Source organism: Mycetohabitans endofungorum (genome assembly GCF_037477895.1).
GTDB lineage: Bacteria > Pseudomonadota > Gammaproteobacteria > Burkholderiales > Burkholderiaceae > Mycetohabitans.
In genome coordinates, this window is record NZ_CP132744.1 from 2,337,240 (window position 1) to 2,354,939 (window position 17,700).

Genomic DNA, 17,700 nt, shown 5'->3' on the forward strand with positions numbered 1-17,700 from the left:
GGGCGCGCATGCCGAGGTAGCCGCTCGGGCCGTGTGGATCAACGGGTGCGCGCGGCCAACCGCTCGAGTACCCGGCCGACGATGCGCTCCGGCGGCTCATCGATGCTCACCGTAATCGCCTCGTCAGGCCCGGCTCCTCGAGCGTGTCCCATTGACGTTGCAGCAACGACGGGCCAAAGAAGTGGCCGGTGCGGTGGTTAAGCTTAGGTATTGGGCCGCGCCAGTTGACTCGCCGCGCGCGCCAGGCGTGTCACCTCGGCCCAGTTTTGTGCGGCCAGCACCGCCCGGGGCGTGAGCCATGAGCCGCCGACGCAAACCACGTTGGGCAGCGCGAGAAAGCTCGTCGCCAACTCCTGCGTGATGCCGCCGGTCGGGCAGAACCGCAACGCCGGGAATGGTCCGCTAAACGCTTGCAGCATATCCAAGCCGCCGGCCTGCTGCGCCGGGAAGAACTTCACGATGTCGTAGCCAAGCTCGAGCGCGAACAGGATGTCGGACGGCGTCATCACACCGGGCAGCAACGGCAAGCCGACGTCCTGCGCCGCCCGATGGATCTCGCGTGTGAGCCCCGGCGACACGCCGAATGTCGCGCCGGCGCGCTTAGCCTCCTCGACCTGAGCGGCGGTGGTCAGCGTACCAACGCCGACGACGATATCCGCGGCAAGCTGCGATGCGCGCCCGATCGCCTGCAGTCCGGCCGTGGTTCGCAGCGTGATCTCGAGCACCTTTACCCCGCCCTCGTACAGCGCGTGCGCGACGTGCTCGCCCTGCTCCACCGACTCAAATGTCAGGACCGGGATAACCGGGCCGATCCGCACGATTTCGCTCACGGGTCTCATTGCAGCTCTCCTGTAGTTCAGAATGGAACGATGCCCTCATTCGATTCTCTCATTCGGTCATCGCGCCGAACACCGACGCCCCTTGCTCGGCCGGCAGCGCAGCGGCACGAAAAACGCCGAACAGCTCACGGCCAAAACCCAGTTCATGCTCGTGGCGATGCACGGGCTTTTCGTTCGCGCGGCGCGCCCATTCGGCTTCGTCCACGTCCACGTCCAATCGCCCGGCTTCTGCATCGAGCGTAATCACATCGCCGCTGCGCACCTTGCCGAGCGGGCCGTCGAGCAGCGCCTCAGGCGACAGATGGATCACTGCCGGCACCTTGCCCGAGGCGCCCGACATCCGGCCGTCGGTCACTAGCGCCACGCGCAAGCCCTTGTCCTGCAAGACGCCCAGCAGCGGCGTGAGCCGGTGCAGCTCGGGCATGCCATTGGCTCTTGCCCCCTGGAATCGCACCACGACGACGCAATCGCGCTCCAGCTCACCGCGATCGAAGGCGGCCTGCACGCCTTCCTGCGAATCGAAGACGATCGCCGGCGCGGTGACACTGCGATGTTGCGGCGCGACCGCGGAAATCTTGATCACACCTCGACCCAACCGGCCCTGCACCAATCGCAACCCGCCATCCGGCTGGAACGATTCCGCGGTGCTGCGCAGCACGGCCTTGTCGTGGCTCTCGCGCGGGCCGTCGATCCAGGCCAGCTTACCGTTGACCAGTCTGGGCTCGCGCGTGTAATGGGCCGACAAGCCGGCGCCGGCAACGGTCGTCACATCGTCGTGCAGCAAGCCTGCCTCGAGCAGCGTGCGCGTCAGGAACGCCATGCCGCCCGCCGCGTGATAGTGGTTAATGTCCGCCTTGCCATTTGGATAGATCTTCGCGAGCAGCGGCACTGCACGCGACAGGTCATCGAAGTCGTTCCAGTCGATCACGATGCCAGCCGCGCGGGCAATCGCCACCAGGTGCAGCGTATGATTGGTGGAGCCGCCGGTGGCCAGCAGCGCGACGATGCCATTGACAATCGCTTTCTCGTCAATCACTCGGCCGATCGGCGTGTAGTGCGCGCCTTGCGCGGTCAGTTGCAGCACGCGGCGTGCCGCCTCGGCGGTGAGCGCATCGCGCAGCGGCGTATGCGGATGGACGAACGCGGCACCGGGCAAATGCAGGCCCATGATTTCCATCAGCAGCTGGTTCGAGTTCGCCGTGCCATAGAACGTGCAGGTGCCGTGACCATGGTACGCGCGCGCCTCGCTGTCGAGCAGCACGTCGCGCCCCACAGCGCCGGTGGCGAACTGCTGGCGGATCTTGGCTTTCTCATCATTGGACAGGCCACTGGTCATCGGCCCGGCGGGCACGAAGATCGTCGGCAAGTGGCCGAATTGCAACGCGCCGATCAATAGGCCCGGCACGATCTTGTCGCAAATGCCCAAGCACAGCGCCGCGTCGAACATGTTGTGCGTCAACGCGATCGCCGTTGACATCGCGATTGTCTCGCGGGAAAACAGCGACAGTTCCATGCCGGCGTTGCCCTGCGTAATGCCGTCGCACATCGCAGGCACGCCACCGGAAAATTGCGCGATGCCCCCCGCTTCGCGCGCCGCCTGTTTGATGATGTCGGGAAAGTCGCGGTACGGCGCATGCGCGGACAACATCTCATTGTAGGCCGACACAATGCCGATGTTCGGCTGCCGCATCGCACGGATCGCGATCTTGTCCTGCCCTTCGAGCCCGGCAAAACCGTGAGCCAGGTTCGCGCAAGACAGCACGCCGCGCGCAGGAAACTGTCCTTGCGCATGCTCGATCCGGGCAAGATAGGCGTGCCGCGTTGCGTTGCTGCGTTCGATGATGCGATCGGTCACGGCCGTCAGCCGGGGGTGCAACGAAGCCATAGGAATCGCTCCTGGAAACGGGCGGCACGCGCAAGTGCGCCGGAAGGTTTGAATCGCCGGAGGGTCGCAAGTTCAGCAACTCGCCGCTGGCGCGGCTGGCCCCAATCAGCCTGTTGGCCAACATCGCCGAGGAAACCGACGTATTCTCGCCGATGACCTCGCGCATGTCACAAGTCGTCGCACAACGCCGTGTGGCCGTGCGCGACTGGTAACAAGCTGCTCGGAAGGGATGAAGGCCGCTCAAAAGGGCTTGAAGACCACCAGCGCGACTGCGCCGAGCAAGCCGAGCACCGGCAATTCGTTGAACATCCGATACCACCGGTCGGAGCGGCGGTTCGCGCCCCGCTCGAACGTGGCGAGCAACCTGCCACACATCGCGTGATAGACGATCAGCAGCACGACGATCGCCAGTTTCGCATGCATCCACCCCTGCCCGCGACCGATGCCCACCACGAGCCATAGCCAGAGCCCGCACACGAGCGCTGGCACGGCGATCAGGCTCATGAAGCGATACAACTTGCGCGCCATCACCAGCAAGCGCCGCGACACGGCAGGTTCGATCTCCAGCGCCAGGTTCACGAAGATGCGGGGCAGATAGAACAGCCCCGCGAACCAGGAGGCAATCAACACGATATGAAAGGTTTTGACCCACAACATGCACGAACTCCTTTATTGCCGCACTTCGCCGTGGCCCAGCACGACGTATTTCAATGACGTCAGCCCCTCGAGGCCCACCGGCCCGCGCGCATGCAGCTTGTCGTTCGAGATGCCGATTTCGGCGCCCAGCCCGTATTCGAAGCCGTCCGCGAAGCGCGTTGACGCATTGACCATCACGCTGGCTGAATCGACCTCACGTAGGAACTGCATCGCGCGATCGTAGTGCTCGGTCACGATCGCATCGGTATGCGCGGAGCCATACGTATTGATGTGCTCGATCGCCGCGTCGATGCCGTCCACCACCCTGATCGCCAGCACTGGCGCCAGGTATTCGGTACGCCAATCGGCCTCGGTTGCGTCCACGAGCGGCGCGACACCGGCATCGGCAAGGATCGCGCGTGCAGCCGGGTCCACTCGCAACTCAACAGCCTTGTCCCGGTACAGCTTGCCCAGCAACGGCAGCACGGTCGGCGCGATGCCCCGTGCGACGAGCAGCGTCTCCATCGTGTTACAAGTGCCGTACCGATGCGTCTTCGCGTTATCGCATACCGCCAGCGTTTTGCCGACATCGGCGCCATCATCCACGTAGACATGGCACACGCCGTCCAGGTGCTTGATCATCGGCACCCGCGCTTCATCGACCAACCGTTGAATCAAGCGCTTGCCACCGCGCGGCACGATCACGTCGACGTAGTCGGTCATTGTGATCAGCTTGCCAACCGCCGCCCGATCCGGCGTACCGACCACTTGCACCCCCGCCTCGGGCAGGCCGCTCATGCGCAGTGCCTCGGCGATCAGCGCGGCAAGTGCGGTATTGGATTCGATCGCCTCCGAGCCGCCGCGCAAGATCGTCGCGTTGCCCGATTTCAGGCACAGCGCGGCAGCGTCGATCGTGACATTCGGCCGCGACTCATAAATGATGCCAATCACACCGAGCGGCACCCGCATTTGGCCCACCTGAATGCCGGTCGGACGCGTCCTCATGCCGGTGATCTCGCCAATCGGGTCAGGCAGCGCCGCAACTTGCCGCAGACCTTCGACCATCGTCGTCAGCGCCTTGTCCGACAGCGTCAGTCGGTCGATGAAGGCCGCATCGTGTCCGTTGGCCTGTGCCCGCTCGACATCGCGCGCGTTCGCGCGCTGGAGCGCGTCGGCCTGTCCCTGGATCGCCAGCGCGATCTGTTCGAGCGCCGCGTTCTTCGCGGCCACCGGCGCCCGGGCGATCGCCCTTGACGCCGCACGCGCGCGGCGACCCAGATCGGTCATGTAGCGGTCAATGTCCATCTTCGTGTTCCCGTAGTGCGTCAATGCGGTTGGTTTGTGGACGCCAGATCCGCACAGATTGAAGCCGTTGCACGCGACCCGCCGCGCCACGCGGCAGTACGATGGCCTCTATTGTAAGGCTACGGTCGTATCGCCCGCACGGCAGTGGCGGTGGCGCCGTGCGGCGCACTGCCACCCGCCCGGCACCCACCATCGCTGCCGCCGGGCCGCGCAATCGTCATCGCCAGATCGAACAAGCCATCCCACGGATCGGCCGGCGGCAGCGACGCGCGAGCGGGCGCGACGCCTACACGCGCCGGCACCCCGCCAGAGAGCCCCTTGACCTGCCGGTCCAGTCGCGCCGCGAGCGCCAGCGCCCGTTCAAGCGAACGTTCGTCGACGCGCTGCAGCGCGGGGCCCATCAGCCGTTCACGCGGTCCCCACACGCGATTCTCGCGCATCAGAATCGCCAACGGCTTGCCGGCAGCCAGCCCCCGCTTGATTCGCGCCAGCGCACGGATTTCCTCTACGACAGCCCACAGCACCAGCACCGTCGCCTCGCCTTCGCCGCGCAATCCATCGAGCATCCGCGCCAAGCGCGCAACATCGCCGGCAAGCATTGCCTCGTTGAGCTTGAACACGTCGTAGCGGGCGACGTTGAGTACCGCGTCCTGCACCTGCTCGAGCGTCAATTCGCCGGCAGGATACAACAGGCCGAGCTTTTGGATTTCCTGATGCGCGGCGAGCAGGTTGCCCTCGACCCGCTCGGCGATGAACTGCAGCGCGCGCCGCCCTCCGTCGCCGGCGACGATGCGCTGCTGCTGCGCCGCGAGCCGTTGCGCAATCCAGTTCGACAACTGCGCACGCTCGACCGTGTCGATGCGTATCGCCACACCAGCCTGGACCAATGCGGTGAACCATGCCGTCTTTTGCGTCGCCGCGTCCAGCCGCGGCAATGCAATCAACGTCAGCACGTCGGGATTGTCCGATGCCGCCAGCGCCTTCAATGCATCACCGCCATCCTTGCCCGGTTTGCCGGTCGGGATGCGCAATTCGATCAGCTGCCGCTCGCCGAACAACGACATCGATTGCGTGGCGCCGAGCAGCAGGCTCCAATCAAAACCGCGCTCGACAGAGAATACGTTGCGCTCGGTGAAACCGGCCGCGCGCGCCGCGGTGCGGATGCGCGCCACGGCTTCCTGCGCGAGCAGTGGCTCGTCGCCGTACACGACGTACAAGCGACCCAACGTCTTGGCCAGGTGCGACTCCAGGGCGTCTGCGCGCAGTTGCATCGTGTCGTGTCCGTTACAGCGGCGGCGTGGGCAGCGGCGCGCGCGGCGCCACCGCGCGAACCCCGCCATGGGCCGGGTGCAGCTCGCGCACTGCGCTCATGCGTCGCAACAGCTGGTCGAGCGCGTCGTTGCGCATATCGCGATACAGCAGTTCGAACTCCTGCGACTTCGCCAGCGCGTACTGGTCGGAATAGGTCATCGCCCGGTTGATACGGATCACGCTGGGCGGCAACAGCACTGTGCCATCGGCGCCGACCAATTGGTACGACATCGTGTAATCGAGTTCGTACTCGTTGACCTGTCCGGCCGCATTGAGCGTCAGCGCCCCGGTGCCGCGCCCCTCCGAAATCGACAAGATCACGTCCGCGCCGTCGGTGCTCTTGACGATCCGCGTCTGGCTGCCGCCTTCGACCAGCCGCTGAATCCGTGCGCCAAGCTCCGGACCCGGGCCGACCAGCGCAAGCCGCTTAAACGGGAAGCCATAGTTACCGCGCAGCTGGAAGCCGCATCCGGCCAGCAACAATGCCGCCGCGGCAAGCACAATGCAGGATCGGCGCGTCAGTTTCGATTCAGTCATGCAGGCCCTCAAATGACCACGTTCACGAGCCGTCCCGGCACGATCACCACCTTCTTCGGCGTCTTGCCTTCACCAAACTTGTTGAACATCTCGTGCGCGAATGCCGCCTGCTCGATCGCCTCACGTGGCGCACCGTTAGTTACCTTCAGCGCGCCGCGCACCTTGCCGTTGATCTGCAGCACCAGTTCGACTTCGCTTCGCTCCAGCGCCTGCTCGTCCACCTTCGGCCACGGCGCGTCCAGCAGCGTGCCGAATTGCGTCGCGTAACCAAGTTCGCGCCACAGCGTAAACGTGACGTGCGGCACCACCGGATACAGTACGCGCAGCAGGATGCCATATCCCTCGTAGAGGACCGCGGCGCCGACGTCTTTGGCCGACTCCAATGCGTTGAGCATTTTCATCGCCGCGGACACGACCGTGTTGTACTGCAGCCGCTGATAGTCGAAATCGGCCTGCTTGAGCACAGAGTGAATCTCGCGGCGCAGCGCCTTGCCTGCGTCATTCAGCGTCGCAGCGTCCAGCGCCGGCCGCGTCGCAAACGTTGCATGATGCGCGTAGCCGAACGCCCACAGCCGTCGCAGGAAACGGCTCGCGCCTTCGACACCGGCACCGGACCATTCGAGCGACTGCTCGGGCGGCGCCGCGAACATCGTGAATAGTCGCGCGGTATCGGCACCGTGCGAATCGATCAGATGTTGCGGATCGACGCCGTTATTTTTCGACTTCGACATTTTTTCGACGCCGCCCATCTCGACCGGCTGACCATCGGCGTGCAGCACCGCGCTGACCGCACGCCCTTTGTCATCGTATGACAACGTCACGTCAGAGGGGTTGAACCACATCTTCTTGCCGGTCGCGTCCTCGCGATAGTACGTCTGGTCGAGCACCATGCCCTGCGTCAGCAGATTGGTCGCCGGCTCGGAAAAGTCGGTCAGCCCGAGGTCGCGCATCACCTTGGCCCAGAAGCGCGAATACAGCAAGTGCAAAATCGCATGCTCGATGCCGCCGATGTACTGGTCCATCGGCATCCAATAGTCGGTACGCGCGTCCACCATCGTCGGCGCATCCGGGCACGCATAGCGCGAAAAATACCAGGCGGAATCGACAAACGTGTCCATCGTGTCCGTCTCGCGCCTCGCGTCGGCGCCGCAGCGCGGGCACGTGCAGTGCATAAACGCCTCAGACTTGGCCAGCGGATTGCCGCTGCCATCCGGCACCAGGTCCTCGGGCAGCAACACCGGCAAGTCCTGCTCCGGCACCGGCACATCGCCACAGCTCGGGCAATGGATGATCGGGATCGGCGTGCCCCAATAGCGCTGACGCGAAATGCCCCAGTCGCGCAACCGGTACGTGACCTGCTTGCCGCCAAGCTCCTTCGCGGCTAGATCCGCCGCGACCGCCTCCACCGCCTGCTCGTAGCGCATGCCGTCATACTTGCCGCTGTTCACGCAGATGCCGGCGTCCTTGTCACCGTACCAGTCCTGCCACGCCTCGGTCGAATACACCTTGCCCTGCGCCGCAACGACCTGCTTGATCGGCAGGCGGTACTTCGTCGCGAACGCAAAGTCGCGCTCGTCGTGGGCCGGCACGCCCATCACCGCGCCTTCGCCATAGCTCATCAGCACGTAGTTGCCGATCCAGACCTCGATGTCGGCGCCGGTCAGCGGATGCTTGACGAAGAAGCCGGTGGACACGCCTTTCTTCTCCATCGTCGCCATGTCCGCCTCGGCCACCCCGCCGCGCTTGCACTCGTCGATGAACGCCTGCAACGCGGGTTGGTCCCGCGCCAGCCGCGTGGCGAGCGGGTGCTCCGCAGCGATGGCTGCAAACGTGACGCCCATGATCGTGTCCGCGCGGGTCGTGAACACGCGCAGCAATTGCTGCTGCCCATCGATTTCATACGGGAAACCGAAGTTCACGCCATGGCTCTTGCCGATCCAGTTGTGCTGCATCACCTTCACGCGCTCGGGCCATCCCAGCACATCCAGGTCCTGCAACAACGGCTCCGCGTAGTCCGTGATCCGCAAGTAGTACATCGGGATCTCGCGCTTCTGAACCACCGCGCCGGAACGCCAGCCGCGCCCGTCGACGACCTGCTCGTTGGCCAGCACGGTCTGATCGACTGGATCCCAGTTCACCGTCCCCGTCTTCTTATACGCGATGCCCTTTTCGAGCATCTTCAGGAACAACCACTGGTTCCACTTGTAGTAGTCCGGTTTGCATGTCGCAATCTCACGCGACCAATCGATCGCCAACCCCATCGCCTGCATCTGCTTCTTCATGTAGGCGATGTTCTCGTATGTCCACTTGGCCGGGGGCACGCCGTTGGCGATCGCCGCGTTTTCCGCCGGCATCCCGAATGCGTCCCAGCCCATCGGCATCAGCACGTTGTACCCGTTCATGCGCCGGTGACGATACATCACGTCGTTGATCGTGTAGTTGCGCACGTGCCCCATATGCAGCTTGCCCGACGGGTACGGCAGCATCGACACACAATAGAATTTCTTTTTGTCGGCGCGCTCGGCACTACGATAGACATCGTTGTCCCGCCATGCTTGCTGCACGGCGGATTCGACATCGGCGGGAACGTATTTATCTTGCATGATGGTCGTCGGGGACAATCGGCTTGCGGCGTGCCGCGCAGGGGGCGCACATGCAGTACCGCGCCTTGGGAAAGCCATAGGAAACGCCGATTATAGCGTCTGCGCGCCCGCGGACGGCACGCGCTTGCTTACGTCAGTGTGCGTCGTCGCCGACCGGCAGCGTCACGAACGCAATGCGCGTGAGCCCGGCCCGCTGCACGGCGCTCATCACACGCCGGCAATGGACTCGTAGCGGGTCGGCATGGTCTCGGCCCGCCGTTCCAGTTGCGCCGGCACCGGCTCACGGGCAGCTTGCACAAACCGCGTGAACAATTGCGCGGTATCGACCAACTGCCCGTCGCAGGACAAACGCCCGTCGGCGCCGATCGGCGCGAGCAGCACCTGGCCAAATCCGAGCCTGCGTCGCGATACGCCCATCGCATCGCGCAACACGCGCCCGCGCGCGACCCACTGCGCGGAACGCACCGGCGCTGCGATCGATGTGCCGCGGCGCGTACGACGACTAGCGCAGGCCCAGCACGTCCCACATATCGTACAGCCCCGCCGATCGGCCGGCCAGGAAACGAGCGGCCCGTACCGCGCCCTGCGCGTACGCGAGCCGGTTCGCCGATTTATGCGTGATCTCGATCCGCTCGCCGGTACCGGCGAACATCACCGTGTGGTCGCCGACGATGTCGCCGCCGCGGATGGCTGAGAACCCAATCGTCGACGGATCGCGCTCACCGGTCACGCCATGGCGTCCGTACACGGCACAGGATGCCAGATCACGACCCAACGCCGTTGCGATCACTTCGCCCATCTGCAACGCTGTGCCGGACGGCGCATCAACTTTGTGCCGGTGATGCGCCTCGATGATCTCGATATCGTAGCCGGTGGCGAAATGCGCAGCGGCCACTTGCAGCAGTTTCAACGTCACGTTCACGCCCACGCTCATGTTCGGTGCGAACACAATCCCGAGCGTCTGCGCGGCGGCGGCCAACTCGGCCTTCTGTGATTCGGCAAAACCCGTCGTGCCGATTACCATGCGAGTGCCGTGCCGGCGCGCCGCCTTTAGGTACTCAAGCGTGCCCTCGGGCCGCGTGAAATCGATCAGCACATCTGCATGCGCAAGCACGCGCTCCACGTCATCGGTGATCGCAATACCGGTCTGCCGCCCGGCGAACGCGCCAGCGTCCTGCCCCAGCGCGGCAGCGCCCGCGCGCTCCAGCGCGCCCGACAACGTGACTTCCGACGTATTCAGCACCGTTTCGACCAGCATTTGCCCCATGCGGCCCGATGCCCCTGCGATGGCAATCTTCATCATTGACGCGTCCCTTGTGCGCCGCTGCGCTCGAGCACCGGCTGGTTCTGCAGGCCCGCGGCACTGGGCGACGCCAGGCCGGTTGACGGATCCGGCGACGGTGCGACGCCAGTCGGCGGCAACGCGATGTGCTGCGGCGCGACCTGAGCAGTCGCGCGGTTCGCCGCGGCCGCGGCTTCCTCGTTGGCGGCTTGCGACGACGGCAACACACTGACATCGCTGACGCCGCTCGCCGCGGCCGTGCCAGCCGTGCCGGGCACTGGCGCAACCGGCTCGCTCGCCGCCGCTGCTGCCGACGCGTCAGCCGCAGCGGCCTTTGCCGCCTTGGCCGCGACGGCCTCGGCTTGCGCTTTCTTCAAACCCTTGCGGTCACCATCGATTTCGGCAATCAACTCGTACTCGGATGGCAGGTCGTCAGCCCCCGTCCAGCTTGCCACGTGATCGCCGACGAAATTCACGACCAAGTCTCGCTGCTGCACAACAGAAGTCGAGCCGCGCTTGAAATAGAACACATAGTCCCAGCGATCGGCATGGAACAGGTCGGTGAGCAGTGGTGTACCGAGGACGCTGCGCACTTCGTCGCGGGACATGCCAACGCGTAGCCTCGATGCAGCCTCCGCTGATACGAAGTTGCCTTGCACGACCGTGATCCGGTATGGGGTGATCGAACGCGCGATGCGTTGCGTCAGGCTGTCGTATGTCTTGCATGCACCGAGCGAAACCACGGCGGCCAGCACGACGACGCGGGCCGTTACCGCAAAGGCGGTGGCGCGCCTGCGCGACCCGGAAAAGAACGTTGAACTCATTTCACCCATAAAACGCGTCTGACGCTTTGATCGATTTGGGCCCGAGACACGTCTGCGCCGCCCGGAATACCCAAAAACCCATTACTATTAGAACCTTGCATTGTACTCTAGGGATGCCTAGCGATGACCAATCCCGCTGACCTCAAGAACATGGGGCTCAAGGCAACCTTGCCGCGCCTGAAGATTCTGGAGATTTTCCAACACAGTTCCGTGCGCCACTTGACCGCGGAAGACGTCTACCGCAACTTGCTCAATGAGGAGCTGGATATTGGCCTGGCGACTGTTTATCGCGTGCTAACGCAGTTCGAACAGGCCGGCCTGCTCACACGCAGCAACTTCGAGTCTGGCAAAGCGGTGTTCGAACTCAATGAGGGTACGCACCACGACCATCTGGTCTGTCTGGACTGCGGCCGGGTTGAGGAATTCTACGACCCCGAGATCGAGCACCGCCAGCAGTTGATCGCCCAAGAACGGGGCTTCAAGCTACAGGAGCACGCGCTCGCGATGTACGGCTCCTGCACGAAGGAAAACTGCCCGCACCGCAAGCCCTGATCGCGCTGCGCGCCGAAAAAAAGCCGCCCGGCCAGGCGGCTTTTTGTCACACACGCTGCTGCTTGTGTGTTCGAGCGTTACTTCGCGTTGGCCAGCGCCACCGTCGTATCGAGCATCCGGTTCGAGAAGCCCCACTCATTGTCGTACCAGCTCGACACCTTCACGAGACGGCCCGACACCTTCGTGAGCGTTGCATCGAATGTCGAGGACGCTGGGTTGTGATTAAAGTCAACCGATACCAGCGGCGCGTCGCTGTAGGCGAGGATGCCCTTGAGCGCACCTTCCGACGCTTCCTTCAAGATCTTGTTCACTTCGTCCACGCTCGTATCGCGCGACGCGATGAACGATAGGTCGACGATCGACACGTTGATCGTCGGCACGCGCACCGCGTAGCCATCCAGCTTACCGTTCAGCTCCGGCAGCACCAGCCCGACGGCTGCTGCCGCGCCGGTCTTGGTCGGGATCATGCTGTGCGTGGCCGAGCGGGCGCGGCGCAGGTCCTCATGGTACACGTCGGTCAGCACCTGGTCGTTCGTGTACGCATGAATCGTCGTCATCAGGCCGTTCTCGACGCCGATCTTGTCGTGCAGCGGCTTGACCAGCGGCGCAAGGCAGTTCGTCGTGCACGAGGCGTTCGAGATGACCGTATCCGACGCCTTCAGCACCTGGTGGTTCACACCATAGACGATCGTCGCATCGACATCCTTGCCGCCCGGCGCTGAAATCACGACCTTCTTCGCACCACCCTTCAGGTGCGCGCTCGCCTTCTCCTTCGACGTGAAGAAACCGGTGCACTCAAGTACGATATCCACACCGAGATCGCCCCACGGCAGCTCCACCGGGTTGCGGTTCGCGAGCACGCGGACCTTGTCGCCGTTGACGATCATGTAGTCGCCGTCAACCGAGACGGTGCCCGGGAACTTGCCATGCGCGGTGTCATACTGGGTCAGATGCGCGTTGGTCTGGGCATTGCCGAGGTCGTTGATCGCCACGATCTCGATGTCGTGCTTCTTGCCACCCTCATAATGGGCCCGCAGCGTATTGCGGCCAATACGGCCATAACCGTTGATTGCGACGCGAATCGTCATGTCTATCTCCTAATGGGTAAATGGCAACGCTCCGAGCAAGAGTGTGCGACGCACAGTCGGCACGTCACACACCCTCGGCTTAACCCAGTATCGACTTCACGGTGTCGACAACGTTATCGATCGTGAAGCCAAAATGCTTGAACAACACGCCGGCGGGCGCCGATTCGCCGAATGTGTCGATCCCAACCACGCCGCCGTCGATTCCCACATATTTATGCCAGAACGCCGTGACGCCGGCCTCGATCGCCACCCGCGCCACGCCGCGTGGCAGGACGCGCTCGCGCCATTCGGCATCCTGCCGATCGAACACCGTGGTCGAGGGCATCGATACGACACGGGCGCCGATGCCCACACGCGCAAGCGGCTCGACAGCGTTCAGCGCAAGCTCGACCTCGGAACCCGTCGCGACCAGGATCACCTTGCGAGCCGGGATATCGTCATTCCAGTCGCGCAGCACGTACCCGCCCCGGGCGACCGCCGCAATCTGCGCGTCGGTCCGCGCACAGAACGCCAGATTTTGCCGGCTAAAGATCAACGACGATGGACCATGGCGCTCGACCGCCTGCGTCCAGGCCACCGCGGTCTCGACCGTGTCGGCCGGGCGCCACACGTCCATGTTCGGAATCAGGCGCAGGCTCGACACGTGCTCGATCGACTGGTGCGTCGGGCCATCCTCGCCGAGCCCGATCGAGTCGTGCGTGAACACGAAGATCGAGCGGGTCTTCATCAGTGCGGCCATCCGCAATGCGTTGCGGCTGTAATCCGAGAAGGTCAGGAACGTGCCGCCGAACGGCAAGTAGCCACCGTGCAGCGCAATGCCGTTGAGCGCCGCGCTCATGCCGAATTCACGCACACCGTAGTTGACGTGATTGCCCCATTGCAACACCTGCGTGCCGCTTTCACGGCCAGCGCGTACCGGCTTGCTGGCCTTCCAGTTGGTCAAGTTCGAGCCGGTGAGATCGGCCGAACCGCCCAGCAGTTCCGGCAACGCCGCAGCCAGCGCCTCGATCGCCTGCTGCGACGCTTTACGGGTCGCGACCGTCTCAGCACGCTCGTTGGCGGCGGCGATCAGCCGCCGCGCGGCATCGGCCCAATGCGCCGGCAGCCGGCCGGCGACGCGGCGCTCGAACTCGGCCGCCTGCTGCGGATACTTCGCGCGATAGGCGGCAAAGGCCTCATTCCACTCGCACTCGGCCTGGGCGCCCGTCTCCTTCGCGTCCCACAGCGTATAGACGTGCTGCGGGATCACGAAAGGTTCGGCGCCCCAGCCAATCGCCGCGCGCGTCGCGGCAATCTCCGTCGCGCCCAGCGGTGCGCCGTGCACGTCGTGGCCGCCGGCCTTGTTCGGCGCCCCCTTGCCGATGACGGTACGGCAGCAAATTAGCGTCGGCTTGTCCGACTGCTTTGCGGCGCAAATGGCCGCGTCCACTGCATCCACATCGTGACCATCGACCGCGCGGATCACGTTCCAGCCATAAGCCTCAAAACGCTTCGGCGTATCGTCGGCGAACCAGTGCCCGACATCCCCGTCAATCGAAATGCCGTTGTCGTCATACAGTACGATCAGCTTCGACAATCCCAGCGTGCCCGCCAGCGAACAAGCCTCGTGCGACACGCCTTCCATCAGGCAGCCATCGCCGACGAACACGTACGTGTAATGATCGACGATCTTCGCGTCAGGCTGGTTAAATTCGGCCGCCAGCAGCGCTTCGGCCAGCGCCATGCCCACCGCGTTGGCTAATCCCTGACCCAACGGCCCAGTGGTCGTCTCGACACCCGGTGTGATTCCGACCTCTGGATGGCCAGGTGTCCTCGAATGCAATTGGCGGAAACGCTTCAACTCGTCCATTGGCAAGTCATAGCCGCTCAGGTGCAGCAGCGCGTACAGCAGCATCGACCCATGCCCATTGGACAGTACGAAGCGATCCCGGTCCGCCCAATGTGGATTAGCCGGATTGTGCCGCAGATGACGTTGCCACAGCGCCACGGCGATTTCCGCCATGCCCATCGGCATCCCCGGATGGCCGGAATTGGCTTGCTGAACGGCGTCCATGGCCAACGCACGGATTGCGTTGGCCATCATGGTGGTCTGGGTGTCGGGCGGGGTTGTCATGTCGGGTCCGGACTCAGGAAAAGCAGGGCCGCGCGCGTCGCGAGTCGCGGCCGCGCCGGCGCAATGGGAATCGCATGCGGGCACACCCGCGCGCGAAGCGTCGCAAAGATTATTATTCTAACAGACAGGCCTGCCGCTGCTTGGCGATGTTGCGCCGTGCCACGGGCGATCGCACAGGGATCGCAAACTGCCTGGCCACACCGCCACAGCGATGCCATGCCACCGTTGAGGGACTTTGCCAATTGGAACCGGAACCGCCATCATCGCGCACGCCGCCGCCCGCCGTGCAACCCGCCGACCCCCTTCACAACGCCGACCCCATGCACAACGCCGCCCCCACGCACGACATCGACCGCCCGGACAACGCCGACCGCCCGGACGCGCACGGCAACTCACTGACGTTGCGCCCGTGCGCGCATTATGCGTACACGTTCACCGGCGCGCGGCGGCTACAAACGATCGATTCGGCGTACCAGCATATCGAGGTCTGGGAGACGCCGCTGCTCGGCAAGCTATTCGTGCTCGACAACCGCCCGATGACGTCCGAGCGCGACGAATATCTCTATCACGAAAGCATGGTGCACCCTGGCGCGCTAGCGCGGGAGCGGCCTGCGCGGCGCGTGCTGGTTCTCGGCGGCGGCGATGGCGGCGCGGCGCGGCAGTGGCTCAAGTACAAGGCACTGGAGCACATCGTCATCGCGGAGCTTGATCCTGCGGTCGTGGCGATGGCGCGACGCCACCTACAGCGCGTGCACCGTGGCGCGCTCGACGATCCGCGCGTGCAGATTGTCACGGGTGACGCGTTGCACTTCGTGCAGCACACGCAGGAGCGCTTCGACGCAGTCGTGTTCGACTTGACGCCGCCCGATTCGCCGGCTTCGACGCTGTACACGCCCAGTTTTTACGCATTGCTGCGCACACGCATGGTGGACGATGCGGTGCTGTCGATCCATCTCGGCTCGCCGCTGTTCCAGCCCGACCAGGTCGCGGCACTACTCGGCACTCTGCGCGCCGCATTTGGCCATGTCGCGCTCATGCAGACGTATGTGCCACTATACGGCTCGCTGTGGCAAATGGCCGTGGTCAGCGACACGTTCGATGCCGGACAACTGCCCGCGCAACGGGCGGCCGAGCGCGCGGCGCAATGGGGATTGTCCGGCCTCGAACACTACGACCCGTCCCGCCACGATGCTTTTTTCATCGAACGGATACCGGATCGCGGTACGGTGCTGAAGTGATGCCGCGCCGCAACGCACCGCCGGACGGCGGCTCGCTTGCGCCACTGTGGTTCTTACGCCACTGTGGTTATGACACAATCCGGCCGATGCGCACGCTCGCGTCACACGCCACACCCTGCCCTCTCGACAATGACCACGCTATCGTCACCTCGCTTTTTTGTCCCCATGCCGCTGCACAGCGGCCACAGCACGCTGCTGCCGGACGATGTCGTGCGTCATATGCACGTGCTGCGGCTGCAGGCCGGTGACAAGGCGATCCTGTTCAACGGCGAAGGCGGCCAGTTCGAGGCCGAATTGCTACAGTTGGATAAGCGTTCAGCGACGGTGCAAGTCGGCCGCTTCGACGCGCGGGAGGTCGAGCCGCCTTATCGCGTCGTGTTAGCGCAAGGCATCGCCGGGGGTGACAAAATGGACTGGCTGCTGGAGAAAGCCGTCGAACTGGGCGTGGCTGGCGTAATACCACTGATGACCGGGCGCAGCGTCGTACGGCTGACCGGCGAGCGCGCCGCTCGACGCCACGCGCACTGGCAGGCGCTGGTGCGAGCCGCATGCGAGCAATGCGGGCGTAATCGGCTGCCCGACGTTGCGCCGCTCACCGACGTCATGACATGGCTCGAGTCCTGCGCGGCCCCGCCTCGCGACAATGCACTGCGTCTGTTACTGTCACCGCGCGCCGAGCGGCCGTTCGCGACACTGCCCAGCACCGCGCCTGCTGCGCCGGTCATCGTGATGATCGGGCCGGAAGGCGGGTTGTCGGCCACCGAGGAGGCAGCCGTGATATCTCACGGCTTCATGCCGCTTGGCCTAGGCCCACGTGTGCTGCGCACCGAGACGGCCGGCATCGCGGTGCTCGCCGCGCTGGCGGCGCGCTGGGGCGGGTGGTGAGAAGCCGGCATGGGCTGCCCACGTCACACGCGGGCGAGCCGAACTACGTCAAGCAAACGAATAGAACACGCGGAAGTTCACCTTCCGCTCGGCCCAGAATTCGGCCGCCTCGCGGAACACATCGAGCAGTGTCTCCCGCGCCTCCTTGTCGAACTTTTGCGTCGCGGGCAACCCCTCGAGCACGATCACGAAGCCAGGTTGCGCTCCCGCCTTGTGCACAGCGTCGGTCAAGCAGTCGTACAGCGCATCGTAGTTCTTACCAAAGTGCTTCGGGAAAAGAAATGACGTCGAGATCGTCTCGAGCACTTCCGCCTTCGTCTGCGCGGCTGCGCAATATGCATACAGGAAATGGTGGCCCAGCCGGGCCGCCTCGTCGGCCAACTCCGGCACGCGGAACGCACGGATCGATTGCACGATGTTCGAGCGCACCGTCTTGAAAAGGCTCATGTTTCCCTCATTGAACAGCAGCGCGTCGATACGGCGCTGCTCGCGTTCGGCGTCCTGCTGGCGCAGCACGCGCTGAAATAACCTGCTGTCGTTCAGCGCGAAGATATCGCTCGCGACCCCGGTGCCTTGCGAATAAGTGTTGTCGCTCATAACCG

General features: G+C 64.4%; 16 protein-coding genes and 2 pseudogenes. 4 read left to right on the forward strand and 14 right to left on the reverse strand.

All coding sequences use genetic code 11. From position 1 onward, the window contains the following. Nucleotides 1-38: 38 nt before the first annotated feature. From RA167_RS10205 to edd, 3 genes and pseudogenes are all read right to left on the reverse strand, one after another. Nucleotides 39-205 (reverse strand): annotated as a pseudogene (locus RA167_RS10205) (gluconokinase); the annotation flags it as partial. After that, the gene (gene eda / locus RA167_RS10210; protein WP_076785455.1) at nucleotides 204-839 is read right to left on the reverse strand and encodes a bifunctional 4-hydroxy-2-oxoglutarate aldolase/2-dehydro-3-deoxy-phosphogluconate aldolase; all 636 of its coding nucleotides are present in this window, start codon (nucleotides 837-839) and stop codon (nucleotides 204-206) included. The gene eda and the pseudogene RA167_RS10205, both read right to left, overlap by 2 nt. 49 nt (nucleotides 840-888) lie before the next feature. Beyond that, nucleotides 889-2,724 carry a phosphogluconate dehydratase gene (gene edd, locus RA167_RS10215; RefSeq protein ID WP_076785456.1) on the reverse strand — a complete coding sequence of 612 codons (1,836 nt, stop codon included), beginning with the start codon at nucleotides 2,722-2,724 and terminating at the stop codon, nucleotides 889-891. Between the two features lie 74 nt (nucleotides 2,725-2,798). On the opposite strand from edd, the pseudogene RA167_RS10220 reads away from it, so the two are divergent. Further along, a pseudogene (locus tag RA167_RS10220) lies at nucleotides 2,799-2,936 on the forward strand (transcriptional regulator); the annotation flags it as partial. 28 nt (nucleotides 2,937-2,964) lie between these two features. Here the strand turns inward: RA167_RS10220 and RA167_RS10225 are convergent. From RA167_RS10225 to RA167_RS10260, 8 genes are all read right to left on the reverse strand, one after another. Beyond that, complete coding sequence (locus tag RA167_RS10225; RefSeq protein WP_076785457.1) at nucleotides 2,965-3,381, reverse strand: CopD family protein; 417 nt, start codon at nucleotides 3,379-3,381, stop codon at nucleotides 2,965-2,967. A gap of 12 nt (nucleotides 3,382-3,393) precedes the next feature. Beyond that, entirely contained in the window at nucleotides 3,394-4,665 is a 1,272-nt protein-coding gene (locus tag RA167_RS10230; protein ID WP_076785458.1) for a glutamate-5-semialdehyde dehydrogenase, read from the reverse strand. A gap of 119 nt (nucleotides 4,666-4,784) precedes the next feature. Beyond that, nucleotides 4,785-5,936 carry a DNA polymerase III subunit delta gene (gene holA / locus RA167_RS10235; protein ID WP_076787426.1) on the reverse strand — a complete coding sequence of 384 codons (1,152 nt, stop codon included), beginning with the start codon at nucleotides 5,934-5,936 and terminating at the stop codon, nucleotides 4,785-4,787. 13 nt (nucleotides 5,937-5,949) lie between these two features. Next, entirely contained in the window at nucleotides 5,950-6,498 is a 549-nt protein-coding gene (lptE, locus tag RA167_RS10240) for an LPS assembly lipoprotein LptE (protein ID WP_076787428.1), read from the reverse strand. 23 nt (nucleotides 6,499-6,521) lie between these two features. Continuing rightward, nucleotides 6,522-9,116 (reverse strand): leucine--tRNA ligase, encoded by a 2,595-nt coding sequence (leuS, locus tag RA167_RS10245; protein ID WP_076785459.1) that lies wholly within the window; start codon nucleotides 9,114-9,116, stop codon nucleotides 6,522-6,524. A gap of 207 nt (nucleotides 9,117-9,323) precedes the next feature. After that, the gene (locus RA167_RS10250) at nucleotides 9,324-9,581 is read right to left on the reverse strand and encodes a hypothetical protein (RefSeq protein ID WP_076785460.1); all 258 of its coding nucleotides are present in this window, start codon (nucleotides 9,579-9,581) and stop codon (nucleotides 9,324-9,326) included. Nucleotides 9,582-9,618: 37 nt separating this feature from the next. Then, nucleotides 9,619-10,416 (reverse strand): 4-hydroxy-tetrahydrodipicolinate reductase, encoded by a 798-nt coding sequence (gene dapB, locus RA167_RS10255; protein WP_076785461.1) that lies wholly within the window; start codon nucleotides 10,414-10,416, stop codon nucleotides 9,619-9,621. Next, the gene (locus tag RA167_RS10260; protein ID WP_076785462.1) at nucleotides 10,416-11,231 is read right to left on the reverse strand and encodes an outer membrane protein assembly factor BamE; all 816 of its coding nucleotides are present in this window, start codon (nucleotides 11,229-11,231) and stop codon (nucleotides 10,416-10,418) included. The genes dapB and RA167_RS10260 overlap by 1 nt, the downstream gene beginning before the upstream one ends. 114 nt (nucleotides 11,232-11,345) lie before the next feature. Here RA167_RS10260 and fur point away from each other — a divergent pair, with 114 nt between their 5' ends. Further along, nucleotides 11,346-11,774 carry a ferric iron uptake transcriptional regulator gene (gene fur / locus RA167_RS10265; RefSeq protein WP_076785463.1) on the forward strand — a complete coding sequence of 143 codons (429 nt, stop codon included), beginning with the start codon at nucleotides 11,346-11,348 and terminating at the stop codon, nucleotides 11,772-11,774. 77 nt (nucleotides 11,775-11,851) lie between these two features. On the opposite strand, the gene gap is transcribed toward fur, so the two are convergent. Both gap and tkt read right to left on the reverse strand, forming a co-directional pair. Then, the gene (gene gap / locus RA167_RS10270) at nucleotides 11,852-12,862 is read right to left on the reverse strand and encodes a type I glyceraldehyde-3-phosphate dehydrogenase (protein ID WP_076785464.1); all 1,011 of its coding nucleotides are present in this window, start codon (nucleotides 12,860-12,862) and stop codon (nucleotides 11,852-11,854) included. A 79-nt stretch (nucleotides 12,863-12,941) separates the two neighbouring features. After that, nucleotides 12,942-14,975 (reverse strand): transketolase, encoded by a 2,034-nt coding sequence (gene tkt / locus RA167_RS10275; RefSeq protein WP_076785465.1) that lies wholly within the window; start codon nucleotides 14,973-14,975, stop codon nucleotides 12,942-12,944. 320 nt (nucleotides 14,976-15,295) lie between these two features. Between tkt and speE the strand changes: the two genes are divergently transcribed. Then, a complete protein-coding gene (speE, locus tag RA167_RS10280) occupies nucleotides 15,296-16,213 on the forward strand; it encodes a polyamine aminopropyltransferase (protein ID WP_083706081.1) in 918 nt (305 codons plus the stop codon). A gap of 129 nt (nucleotides 16,214-16,342) precedes the next feature. Further along, nucleotides 16,343-17,098 (forward strand): 16S rRNA (uracil(1498)-N(3))-methyltransferase, encoded by a 756-nt coding sequence (locus RA167_RS10285; RefSeq protein WP_076785466.1) that lies wholly within the window; start codon nucleotides 16,343-16,345, stop codon nucleotides 17,096-17,098. Nucleotides 17,099-17,146: 48 nt separating this feature from the next. Here the strand turns inward: RA167_RS10285 and RA167_RS10290 are convergent, their stop codons facing one another. Next, entirely contained in the window at nucleotides 17,147-17,695 is a 549-nt protein-coding gene (locus tag RA167_RS10290) for a barstar family protein (protein ID WP_076787432.1), read from the reverse strand. Nucleotides 17,696-17,700 lie beyond the last annotated feature (5 nt).